The organism is Campylobacter lanienae NCTC 13004, from assembly GCF_002139935.1.
Taxonomy (GTDB): Bacteria; Campylobacterota; Campylobacteria; order Campylobacterales; family Campylobacteraceae; genus Campylobacter; species Campylobacter lanienae.
Genome location: NZ_CP015578.1, coordinates 1,297,900 through 1,309,120, shown reverse-complemented (window position 1 = coordinate 1,309,120; position 11,221 = coordinate 1,297,900). Strand labels below are relative to the sequence as shown.

The following is an 11,221-nucleotide window of genomic DNA, read 5'->3' as shown; positions in this document are numbered from 1 at the left end:
GCTCAAATTTGTTTTTAATTTTTGGTATTAAAATTTGTAAATAGTGCGAAATTATAGTAAAGAAACAATTTAAATTGTTTGTTGAAGCAAATCAACACGCAAAAATAACTTAGTTAATAATAGGTCTATATTACAATTTATATTAATTTTATTTTATTTATGTATAATTTGCCCATTTAAAAGGGCTAGAATTATGAGTAAAATATATACTAACGAATTTATAGAGGATAAATATAAAATTTTAGATTTTTTAGATGATGTATCTCCTATAATGACAAAGTATATTAAAGAAAATAGTTATAGCAAATTTTATCTTTTTTATAAAATTATAAATCACTCAGATATTCCAACTTTTGCTAAAGCAACTAAACAAAATTCTTTAGAAAGAAATTTACTTTATTATCTTAGTATTGATGAAATGTACGAATTAGAAAATAAAAGAAATGCTCCTTTTGAAACGGCTCATCAAAGCAATATAGGTTTAAGTTTAAAGTTTTATGAAACATTAAATTTGAAAAATCCAAGAGATAATAATTATTTATTAAATGATTTCAAAGATGTTTATTTAGTTAATGAAAATATAAAATATTTTAAGTTAGAATTTACAAAAAGAATTTTTGATAAATTAAATAAAAATTATAATAGTTATAGAAAAATCAAAGATATACAATTAAGCAATAATGATTTTACTGCTATAAATCTCTCTGTTAGAGTTCATGGAATTGGTGCAAGAAATGATGAGGATTTTCATCAATTAAGGGCAAATATTTTTAAAGGCGATTTATTTTGTTTATTATGCGAAGAAAAACTAGATCAAAAAGGTAAAATTTTTATTATCTTAAAGAAAAATCCTAGATTTTTTACACTTCTTGATATGACTAATGAAACTTATGAGAATTATCAACAAAAGCAAATGCAAAAAATCATACAAAATGCAAAGCAACAAGAAAATATTAATTCAGATGAAATGATAACTAGAAAATTTCAACCAAAATGGCGAAAAATGTTGACCGATGAAATTATGGCTTGCTTGCAAAAAGATAATGAAATAATTTGTCCTTTTACTTGGATAAGTGCAGATTATACAAAAGTTGGAACTCTTTTTAGAGCTTCACATATAGTAAGTTATGCCGAGGCAAACGAAAATGAAAAATTTGATATAAATAATGGAATTTTACTTTGTGCTAATGCTGATGCTTTATTTGATAAACATTTAATTTCTGTTGATGAAAATAAAAATTTATGTTTTTCATTTTTACTTGATGATGAAATTTTAAAAAGCAAACTACTTCTTAATCAGCCTATTTTTAAGTCAATTTTGACAGATAAAAGAATGGAATTTATGACTAGACATTATGAGAAATTTAAAAAATTAGAACTATTAAGGCGAGATTCAAATTATGATTTATCAAGTGAGACAATTTGAGATTAGCTACAACTTTTAGCGGAATCGGTGCTATTGAATATGCTTTTAGGCGACTAAATTTAGAGCATGAAATTATATTTGCTTGTGATAATGGTAATATTGACATTAATATAAATTATGATATTGAATTACAAAACATAAAAAATATGAATTCCATAAATAATAAAAATAAATATGTAAAAAATTTATATAAAACAAAATCAAAAAAGAAAAATTTTGTAGAAATTACATATAAAAATAATTATAAAATTTCAGATGATAAATTTTTTTATGATGTTAGATTGTTAGATGGAAATGATTTTAAAAATAAAGTTGACTTATTTGTTGGTGGAAGTCCTTGCCAGAGTTTTTCAATTGCTGGAGCTAGAGGTGGGCTTGAGGATACAAGAGGAACATTATTTTATGATTATGTTAGATTGATAAAAGAAATAGAGCCTAAATTTTTTATTTACGAAAATGTTTATGGGGTTTTGACACATGATAAAGGCAAAACTTGGCAAATAATGCAAAATACATTTTCTCAACTTCACTATTTTGTAAAATGGAAAATTTTAGATAGTCGTAATTATGGAATTCCACAAGGTAGAAGACGACTTTTTGTTGTTGGTTTTAAAGATGAAGAAGTTTACAAAAAATTTAATTTTCCACAAGAAGTTTTACTTAAGTATACTATGCAAGATTTTTTGCTTGATAATTGTGCTAATGGAAATATGACATATGATAAATTTGGTAACATTAAACTAAAAAATGGTGGAGAAATAGTAGATAAATATCTTTCAGATAAACTTGTTACTTATGTAATGTCTCCTGGAACAAAAAATTTTTATCATGAAGATGTAAAAATTGATTTAAAAATAGCACGAGCGATTCTTAGTACGCAAGGCAATACGCATAGGGCTAGTGTCAATAATTATGTGACAACAAACGGAAAAATTAGGGCTTTGCAACCAAGAGAAAGTTTAAGGCTTATGGGGTTTTGTGATGATTTTAAACAAACTGTTTCTAATGCACAAAGTTATAAACAAAGTGGAAATTCAATTGTTGTAGATGTTTTAATGCAAATTATAAAAGAACTAATAAAAGCGAATTCATAAATATGCAAAGAATTAAACCAATAAATATCGAATTTGACACTATTAGCCTTTTTGCTGGTATTGGTGGATTGGATTTGGGTTTTAAATACGCTGGATTTAATTTGATTTGGGCTAATGACTTTGATAAATTTGCTTGTTTAACATATCAAGAAAATGTTGGTAAAGAGATAATTTATGGAGATATAAGAGAATTACAAGATGAAATTCCAAAACACGAAATTTTATTAGCCGGTTTCCCTTGTCAACCTTTTAGTACTCTTGGAAAACTAGAAGGCTTTAGTGACACACAGAGAGGAACTCTATTTTTTGAAATTCAAAAAATTATAGAAAAACATAACACAAAAGTTGTTGTTTTAGAAAATGTAAAAAATATAATAAATCACGATAAAGGAAAAACTTTTGATAAAATCTTATTAGAGTTAGATAAACTTGGATTTTATATATATTATGAAGTGTTAAATAGTGCTGATTTTGGGATACCACAACGCAGAAATCGATGTTTCATAGTGGCATTTTCAAAAAAATACTTTAAAAAAACAAAATTTAAATTTCCTAAAAAACAAAAATTAGAAATAACAACTCAAGATTTATTAGATGAAAAAGTAGAAGCTAAGTATTTTTTATCAAAAAAAATTATAAATACTATATTAGGATATGGCACAAAGGGTTATATGGCAAAACCTACAATAGATTTGCCTATCTCAAAAACTTTGACTGCTACAATGGCAAAAATGCATCGAGCTAGTCAAGATAACTATGTGACAGATGAAAAAAATTTTGTAGCAAATAACGATGAAACCAGAACCAATATAAGAAAATTAACGCCAAATGAGTGTAGGAAACTACAGGGTTTTCCAGATGACTGGAAGCAAGTTGTATCTGATTGTCAAGCGTATAAACAATTTGGTAATGCTGTGACAGTAAATGTTAGCTATGCTATCGCAAAAGAAATTTTTAAATTTATAAAATTGAATAAATTATAAAATTTGAATTCTAAATTTATAAAATTCAGCAAATTTTGATATAGTTATAAACTCACTGAATTTTCTAAATCTACTCAAAACTCTCCACATAGCTTTGATAAAACTCCCAAACCTTGCCAGATTTAATCGCATTTAAGATTATATCCTTAGCTTCTAGTGGAGAGTTGGCGCCATCTGCTGTATATAGAGCAAACATCGCATTTAAAAGCACTATATCAAATTTTGGCCCACTAAGCTCGCCTTTTAGCGTGGCTTTTAAAATTTCGGCATTGTAACTAGCATCGCCACCGGCAATATCAGAGTGGAATGCCCTTTTAAAGCCAAATTGCTCTGGCGTGATCTTATATTCTAGTATTTTGCCATCTTTGACTTCGTGGATTAGAGTCTCATCGCAAAGGGTTATCTCATCCATAGAGTCCATTCCATGGACTACAATAGCGTGTTTGCGACCTAAATTTAGTAAAGTAGCTGCGATTAACTCATTAACTTCTTCAAGGTAGTTGCCTACTACTTGATTGCTAAGGCTTAAATTTGGATTTAGAAGTGGGCCAAGGATATTAAAGACCGTTCCCACACCAAGCCTTAATCTCACATCACGCACACTAGCTGTAATAGGGTGAAAATATGGAGCATGAAAAAAGGCTAAATTTTGGTTATTGAGTTTAAATTTCAAATGCTCGATATCGCTATCTAGATTTATACCTATTTGACCTAAAACATCGCTACTACCGCTTTTGGAGGTTATGGCTTTGTTGCCGTGTTTGGCTACTTTGACACCCAAAGATGCTAGTATGAAGGCTGTTGTTGTGGAGATATTTATCGTTTTTAGGCCATCGCCACCTGTGCCTACTATATCCATCATTTTGGAGTTATCACTATATGTAGTTGAGTATTTTAGTATATTTTTTACAAGTGCTGCTAAGCTATCTGGATATAGGGATTTTTCGCTTATTAAAACTAGTAAAGCCCCAAGCTGGACTTCATCATAATTTTTCTTATAAATCTCTTTGCATATTATCTCATAATCCTTGCTATCAAGGGCAAAGCCCTTTTGGAGCTTGGTAAGAAATGGTGCGAAATTGGCTTTTTTAGGCTCTTCATTATCTTTTTTATTTAGCGAGACGAAGTTTGCTATTATCTGTTTGCCATATTGACTAAAGAAGCTTTCAGGGTGAAATTGTATCCCAAAAATTTGATTTTTACTATCTTCTAACGCCATCAAAACCCCATCGCTGCTATAAGCTGTGGCTTGCAAGTTTGGCGGTAGATTATCTACATATAAAGAGTGGTATCTCATCACGCTAAATTCAGTTGGTAAGCCATTAAATATAAGGCTATTTTGTTGGATATGAATTTGGGATATTTTGCCGTGTACTGGGGTGTCAAGTACCTTGATATCAGCACCATAAACTAGCCCGATAGCTTGATGCCCAAGGCAAATTCCAAGTATAGGAATGCCTAAATTCGCCCTTAAAATATCTAAGCAAACGCCACTATCTTTGGGGTGCTTTGGCCCTGGGCTTAGGATAATTTTAGATGGATTTAAGGCTTTGATCTCATCAATTGTGATCTCATCATTTCTAACGCATTTTATAGACTCATTAGTTGTATCTAAGATATATTGATAGATATTATAGACAAAACTATCATAATTATCAATCATTAAAATCATTATTTATCCCTTTTGGTTGCGTATTGCTCGAAGATTTTTAGACAGCTTTTGCGTTTGTTGCAGATCTCTTCATACTCATTTTGGGCTATGCTATCCCATACGATACCAGCACCAGCGCCGATAAATACACGATTTGAATCTGAATTTGGCACAAATATAGCTGAACGAATCAAAATCGCCATTTGCATATCGCCATTAAAATGCCAAAATCCAATCCCACCACCATAAATTCCACGACTATGCTCTTCAAGCTCATTTATAATTTGCATCGCTCTTATCTTTGGGCTACCGCTAAGTGTGCCAGCAGGAAATATCGTAGCTATCGCATCCATCGCTGATGATGAGTCTCTAAGCTCTGCGTATATATCACTTACGATATGCATTACACTTTCATAAAACTTAATATGTATAGGATTTATCACTTTTACGCTACTTGGAAGTGCGAATTTGCCTATATCATTTCTAGCTAAATCAATTAGCATTCTATGCTCACTAAGCTCTTTTTCATCATTTAAAAGCTCATTTTTTATAATTTCATCTTCATTAGCATCTCTCCCACGCTTTTTGGTTCCGGCAATTGGGCTTGTGTGGATAATGCCCTTTTTGATCTCTACTACTAGCTCTGGGCTACTACCTACGATGGTGCCAAATTCACTTGGATAGTAAAACATATATGGGCTAGGATTTTGTGATTTTAAAATTTCATAAAATTCAAGTGGATCAAAATCGCTTTGAAGCTCTAAAGTTTTGGATAAGACTACTTGGAAAATATCACCATTTTTTATATAATTTTTAGCCGTTTCAATCATCTTTAAATAGTCGGCTTTTTGGCTATTTAAGTCGCTTTTGATGGTGTAAAAATAGCTTTTATCTGATTTAAGTGGCTTAATATCTTTAAGATTATTAAAGTAGTTGCTATCACCATAAAAGCTATAAATTTTACTCTGTTTGTCATAGTGAAGATAGGCTTTAGCGTCGCTATAATGATATAATGGAAACTCATATAATGCGGGTTTAAGCTCACCAATTTTTTCGAATTTATATACTGCTTCATAGCTTAAAACGCCAAAAAGCCCGGCAAAATTTGAGATTTTTTGGCCGTTTTTTATTCTATCGTTTAATTTGCCAAAGTCATCTCCGCTGATATACTCACAATCAATTCCGATGATTGATTGAGTCTCATCTTCAGCTAGATAAGATTTTGGATATTGGCGTAAAATTTCTCTAAAATATATGGTTGGATCACAGAGTAAAAGCATATTAGCTCCAAAAAGTTTTTTTAAAGAAATATTATACAAAAAATTTTCTTTATCAATCTTAAAAATTACTATTTCAAAGCTAGATTTTATCTTAGGATTACTATAATTTGGCATTAAATTTAAGGTGTAAAAATGGTTGATATGATCTTATCTGGCGATACTATCTATTTGTTGATTGCGTTATTTGTCGCTATCGGGGTTGGTGTGGGGTTTATTAGCGGATTTTTTGGGATTGGCGGGGGGACGATTTTGGTTCCGATACTGCTAAATTTGGGTTTTGATATTAAGAGTGCAATTGGTATTAGTGTGCTTCAGATGTTTATGGGGGCGGTGTTTGGTAGTTATATAAATTATAAAAATAAAAAATTGGTTTTAAATGATGGGATTGTAGTTGGCATTGGTGGGCTTTTGGGGGCTAGTTTTAGCGGATTTATCGTTTTAAATATGCCTGGTATTGTGCTTAAATTAGCGGTGCTTTTTATACTTTTTGTGGCTATAATTAAGTTTTTTCAAGCTGATGTGGTAAATGAAAATCCAAAAGATATATCTAAATTTATAATGTTTGGTGTGGGGGTTTTAGTAGGTGCTGTGGCGATATCGGCTGGGATTGGCGGGGCGCTATTTTTAACACCGATATTTGTGGGATTTTTAAAAATGGATATCAAAAAAGCTATATCAATTGGGCTATTTTTTGTCATATTTAGCTCATTTTCTGGGCTTATAAGCTTAGCAAATGCTGGACTTGTGGATTATAAAAGCGGATTTACAATTGGGATTGGGTCTATAATTGGAGTATATTTTGGTGTAAAATTTGGCCATAAAGTTGATAAAAATATTCAAAAAAGATTGGCGCTTGGCCTATATATAATTATGTTTATTTTGATGGTTAAAAATATACTATTTTAATCAACTTTTGTGGCTAAATTCGGGCTAAAATCCATTTAAAATTTCAATAATTTTAGATATTATTTTAAGCTCAAAGCTATCTATAGCTTGAGTTTGAGAGTACTCAAAGCTAGATTTTTGGCTTTGTAGATTTAAATTCGTTTGATAATTATTGCTATCTTTAAGAGCGATTAAAAGCGAGGCTTGAGCATCGTAAAAATACTCATTTTCGTATCCACCACCAAAGCCGCTACCAAAGCCAACATGCCTAAATCCGCCACTACCAAAGCCAAATTCCATAAAATTATTATTCTTAATATCGCTATTTTGGCGTAGGTAATTTAGCGTAATTTTGATTGCGATATCTGGATTTTTGGTAGCTTTTTTATAGCCATTTTGGATTAGGGCAGAGCTTAGATTATTTTTAAAGTTTTCGCTGAAATTTTGTGAAGATATACTAAAGCTCTTGCCTTTTATATTTTCAGTGATAAAAATCGGATTAGAAGTTGAGAGATAACTAGTAAAAACAGGGCTACTACAACCTAAAAATACCAAGCTAATTATAAGGCAAAAAAATATATTTTTCATCAAAATCCCCTAAAATAAATTTAGGTATTATACTATTTTTTCTCTATTTTTTGGTTTATGAAATAGACTAAAAACAAAACACTAAAGCTAATTATAAGCATAATCGCTGAATATATATGTGCAAGTTTATAATCCAATATCTCAACAGCCTCATAAATAGCGATACTAGCGACCTTAGTCTTGCCTTCTATGCTTCCGCCTATCATCAAAATCACTCCAAATTCGCCCAAAGTGTGAGCAAAACTAATGATAATAGCGCTCAAAAGCGATGGCTTAATATTTGGCATAGCGACACGAAACAAGGTAGTAAGCTTGCCTTTGCCAAGGCTATAACTAGCTTCTATAAGCGAATTTGGCAGGGATTTAAAACCTGATAAAATCGGCGAAAACATAAAGGGCAATGAGTAAATACAACTAGCAATCACAAGACCGCTGAAATTAAAAACAAGCCTAATATCAAAATATTTTTCCATAAATTCACCCAAAAATGAGTATGGCGATAAGAGTATCAAGATATAAAATCCAAGCACTGAAGGCGGCAATACAAGTGGCAAGGATATCACGCTTTCTAAAACAGGCTTAAATCTAAACTCACATCTAGCAACGATATAAGCGAAAAATATAGATATGATAAAGAGTATAATCGTAGATATAATAGCTAATTTAAATGACAATAATAGTGGCGTCCAATCTATCATATATCCACCTTTAAATTTGATATTTGTGTGCTTAGAGTGATGGTATCTCCGATTTTAAATTTATTGATATTTGTAGCTGGAATTTTGTAAATTTGATTTGCGTATTCGCAGGTTATGCTTTGGCTATTTATCTCTAAAATTGTAGCTAATAGATTGATATTTTGATCCAAATTTGAGCTTAAAAATAGCTCTTTTGGGGTGCCACTTTGGATGATTTTGCCATTGTCAATCTCATAAATATGGTTAGCGAGTCTATAAATTTCGTGTTTATCGTGGCTAACTAAGATTATACTCATATTATATTTTTTGTGAATTTGGCTTAAGTAGTCTTGGAGTTTAATGCGTAATTTCGCATCTAAAGCAGATAAAGGCTCATCTAAAAGCAAGATTTTAGGTCGCCTCATCAAAGCCCTTGCTAGGGCTGTGCGTTGCTTTTGACCGCCAGAGAGTGTGTGCGGATAGGCGTTTTGAAACTCTAAAAGCTCGGCTAATTCTAGTAATTCAGTAGCAAATTTAATATCATTTTTGGCAAATAGTAGATTTTGTATCACACTCATATTAGGAAATAGAGCATAATCTTGAAAAAGATATCCGATATTTCGCTTTTGTGGGGGCAAAAATATATCTTTGTTGTAATATATCACTCCATCACTGCTAATAACTCCGCTATCAGGCTTATCAAATCCAGCAAGTAGCCTTAATATCGTGCTTTTACCACTACCACTTTTGCCATATAATGCGACAAATTCGCCATTATTTATCTTAAATTCAAGATCAAGCTTAAATCCATCAAAGGACTTTTGGCAGTGAAAATGGATCATAAATTCGCCTAATTAATCGCTTTATATCCAAATTTAACAAATATATCTTGAGCCGGTTTGCTAAGCAAGTAATCATAAAAATCTTTAGCTAATTTATTTTCTTTACCATGATTTAGGATTACCATTGCTTGATCTATACTAGTATGAAGTGAGCCATCTAAAATAGCATAATTTGTATATTGTAGCATCTGTTCAGCCTTCAAAGCACTAGCTGCGACAAAACCGATATCACCAGCTTTTATAGTTTGACTTAGAGTATCGCCTATGCTATTTGCTTCAATGATTTTATCTTTAATCTCATCATAAATTCCAGCATTTTTAAATGCTTCTATCGTGGCAGCACCGTATGGGGCGGTTTTTGGGTTGGCTATTATTATTGTTTTTATATCTTTGTTTTTTAATGAGTTTAGGCTTGGTTCATAGCCTCTAACGCTCAAAATAGCCACGCTTCCGCTAGTGTAAATAACAGGTTTATTAAGAGCAAAACCATCTTTATAGAGTGTATCAGCGAAATCTATATTTGCGCTTAAAAATAGATCAAAAGGGGCACCATTTTTGATTTGGGCTACTAATTTACCGCTTGAGCCTAATGTTATGTTGATTTTAGCATCTGGGTGAAGTTTGATAAATTCGCTTTTTATCTCTTCTAAGACATAGGCTGTATTTGCCGCTGCGGCTACATTGAGTGTTGAAGCAAAAGAGCAAACCACAAAGGCTAAAAGTAGTAGAAATGATCTCATATCTATCCTTATATTGTAAATTTATATTTAAAAATTATAAGAAAAAAGTGTAAATAATGGATAAATATTTAATTTTATATCAATATAAATTAAATATTTATATTTTAAAATAGCTTTGTTGGCTTAAATTTAGCTATTTTGATTAAGCCAACAAAAGAGATATTCTAAGCTTGTGTAGCGATTATAATATGGCTAGCTTTGATAAATAACTCAACTTCATCGCCGACATTGATTCTCATATCTTGGGCTGATTCGTTAGTGATGATAGCGTGTATTGTCTGATTATCGCCTATATTTACGGCGATTTTGGCATTTACTGCACCTAAAGTTGCTTGGGTTACATTGCCTTTTAGTTTGTTAGAAGCAGAGATTTTAAGCTCTTTATCATCAGTTTTGGCTAAAATCACGCTTGATGCTTTAAAGACAAATATTACCTCTTTACCAACTTCTAAATTTAACTCTTTTTGACTATCGATGGTGATCATGGATTTTAGTAACACTCCATCGCTTAATTTAGCAGTGATTTGGCTATTTACAGCACCCGTTTCGATATCTGTGATTGTAGCTTGAAGCTGATTTTTGGCACTTAATTTCATGTTTATCCTTTTTAGATTGCTTATTATATTGTTGTCTGAGTAGGTACAAATTTCATTTAAAAATTCATTTTGAGCCTTTAATATCGCATCATATCTATCTATCATATCTTTTGCGTATTGGCTTAATTCGCTACCGCTGTTTTTTCTCTTTCCATCAACTCTTAAAATTAGCGGCTCTTTGGCTTTGGAATTAAGTAGATCTAAGCAATCCCAAGCATTTTTGTATGAGATATCTACTGCGGTTGCGGCTTTGGTAATGCTTCTAGTCTCATCTAGTGCTTTTAAAAGTTTGATATGTTTTGGCAAAAGTGCCACTTCATCATTTAAAAATAGTTCAAGTTTTATTTGGGCTTTCATAAAAACCTCTTTTTAAAATTTATTTTTTAGGTTATTATAATATTTTTTATTAACAATTTGGCAAAAATTAAAATAATTATAGATAAAATGTAATAAATTTAT

Annotated in this window: 11 protein-coding genes; 4 read left to right on the top strand and 7 right to left on the bottom strand. The window is 31.1% G+C overall.

All coding sequences use genetic code 11. The features are described 5' to 3' along the window. Window positions 1-193 precede the first annotated feature (193 nt). From CLAN_RS06680 to CLAN_RS06670, 3 genes are read left to right on the top strand one after another with little or no spacing between them, the layout of a single operon-like run. The gene (locus CLAN_RS06680; RefSeq protein ID WP_096017477.1) at window positions 194-1,426 is read left to right on the top strand and encodes an HNH endonuclease signature motif containing protein; all 1,233 of its coding nucleotides are present in this window, start codon (window positions 194-196) and stop codon (window positions 1,424-1,426) included. After that, complete coding sequence (locus CLAN_RS06675; RefSeq protein WP_100590886.1) at window positions 1,423-2,520, top strand: DNA cytosine methyltransferase; 1,098 nt, start codon at window positions 1,423-1,425, stop codon at window positions 2,518-2,520. The genes CLAN_RS06680 and CLAN_RS06675 overlap by 4 nt, the downstream gene beginning before the upstream one ends. Window positions 2,521-2,522: 2 nt before the next feature. Continuing rightward, window positions 2,523-3,503 (top strand): DNA cytosine methyltransferase, encoded by a 981-nt coding sequence (locus CLAN_RS06670; RefSeq protein WP_100590885.1) that lies wholly within the window; start codon window positions 2,523-2,525, stop codon window positions 3,501-3,503. A gap of 70 nt (window positions 3,504-3,573) precedes the next feature. Here the strand turns inward: CLAN_RS06670 and trpD are convergent, their stop codons facing one another. After that, window positions 3,574-5,175: an anthranilate phosphoribosyltransferase gene (gene trpD, locus CLAN_RS06665; RefSeq protein WP_100590884.1), complete on the bottom strand. Its 1,602-nt coding sequence runs from the start codon at window positions 5,173-5,175 to the stop codon at window positions 3,574-3,576. Beyond that, a complete protein-coding gene (locus CLAN_RS06660) occupies window positions 5,175-6,434 on the bottom strand; it encodes an anthranilate synthase component I family protein (protein WP_100591057.1) in 1,260 nt (419 codons plus the stop codon). The genes trpD and CLAN_RS06660 overlap by 1 nt, the downstream gene beginning before the upstream one ends. Window positions 6,435-6,566: 132 nt before the next feature. On the opposite strand from CLAN_RS06660, the gene CLAN_RS06655 reads away from it, so the two are divergent. Beyond that, window positions 6,567-7,340, top strand: coding sequence for a sulfite exporter TauE/SafE family protein (locus tag CLAN_RS06655; protein WP_332057405.1), 774 nt, complete (start codon window positions 6,567-6,569; stop codon window positions 7,338-7,340). A gap of 24 nt (window positions 7,341-7,364) precedes the next feature. Here CLAN_RS06655 and CLAN_RS06650 read toward each other — a convergent pair whose 3' ends face one another. The 5 genes from CLAN_RS06650 to CLAN_RS06630 all read right to left on the bottom strand — a co-directional run bounded on the left by CLAN_RS06650 (window position 7,365) and on the right by CLAN_RS06630 (window position 11,119). Then, complete coding sequence (locus CLAN_RS06650; protein WP_100590883.1) at window positions 7,365-7,907, bottom strand: putative periplasmic lipoprotein; 543 nt, start codon at window positions 7,905-7,907, stop codon at window positions 7,365-7,367. Between the two features lie 32 nt (window positions 7,908-7,939). Beyond that, window positions 7,940-8,605 (bottom strand): molybdate ABC transporter permease subunit, encoded by a 666-nt coding sequence (gene modB / locus CLAN_RS06645; protein WP_086302087.1) that lies wholly within the window; start codon window positions 8,603-8,605, stop codon window positions 7,940-7,942. Next, window positions 8,602-9,426, bottom strand: a complete 825-nt coding sequence (locus tag CLAN_RS06640; RefSeq protein ID WP_086240850.1) for a sulfate/molybdate ABC transporter ATP-binding protein — start codon at window positions 9,424-9,426, stop codon at window positions 8,602-8,604. Before CLAN_RS06640 ends, modB begins: the two co-directional genes overlap by 4 nt. 8 nt (window positions 9,427-9,434) lie before the next feature. Further along, the gene (gene modA / locus CLAN_RS06635; protein WP_100590882.1) at window positions 9,435-10,166 is read right to left on the bottom strand and encodes a molybdate ABC transporter substrate-binding protein; all 732 of its coding nucleotides are present in this window, start codon (window positions 10,164-10,166) and stop codon (window positions 9,435-9,437) included. A gap of 164 nt (window positions 10,167-10,330) precedes the next feature. Then, window positions 10,331-11,119, bottom strand: a complete 789-nt coding sequence (locus tag CLAN_RS06630; RefSeq protein WP_100590881.1) for a TOBE domain-containing protein — start codon at window positions 11,117-11,119, stop codon at window positions 10,331-10,333. Window positions 11,120-11,221 lie beyond the last annotated feature (102 nt).

What these genes read in the sequence shown, in the direction of transcription:
- CLAN_RS06650 (WP_100590883.1), bottom strand. Translation starts at nt 7,907, where the DNA reads ATGAAAAATATATTTTTTTGCCTTATAATTAGCTTGGTATTTTTAGGT.
- CLAN_RS06670 (WP_100590885.1), top strand. Translation starts at nt 2,523, where the DNA reads ATGCAAAGAATTAAACCAATAAATATCGAATTTGACACTATTAGCCTT.
- CLAN_RS06660 (WP_100591057.1), bottom strand. Translation starts at nt 6,434, where the DNA reads ATGCTTTTACTCTGTGATCCAACCATATATTTTAGAGAAATTTTACGC.
- CLAN_RS06655 (WP_332057405.1), top strand. Translation starts at nt 6,567, where the DNA reads ATGGTTGATATGATCTTATCTGGCGATACTATCTATTTGTTGATTGCG.
- CLAN_RS06630 (WP_100590881.1), bottom strand. Translation starts at nt 11,119, where the DNA reads ATGAAAGCCCAAATAAAACTTGAACTATTTTTAAATGATGAAGTGGCA.
- CLAN_RS06640 (WP_086240850.1), bottom strand. Translation starts at nt 9,426, where the DNA reads ATGATCCATTTTCACTGCCAAAAGTCCTTTGATGGATTTAAGCTTGAT.
- modB (WP_086302087.1), bottom strand. Translation starts at nt 8,605, where the DNA reads ATGATAGATTGGACGCCACTATTATTGTCATTTAAATTAGCTATTATA.
- trpD (WP_100590884.1), bottom strand. Translation starts at nt 5,175, where the DNA reads ATGATTTTAATGATTGATAATTATGATAGTTTTGTCTATAATATCTAT.
- CLAN_RS06680 (WP_096017477.1), top strand. Translation starts at nt 194, where the DNA reads ATGAGTAAAATATATACTAACGAATTTATAGAGGATAAATATAAAATT.
- modA (WP_100590882.1), bottom strand. Translation starts at nt 10,166, where the DNA reads ATGAGATCATTTCTACTACTTTTAGCCTTTGTGGTTTGCTCTTTTGCT.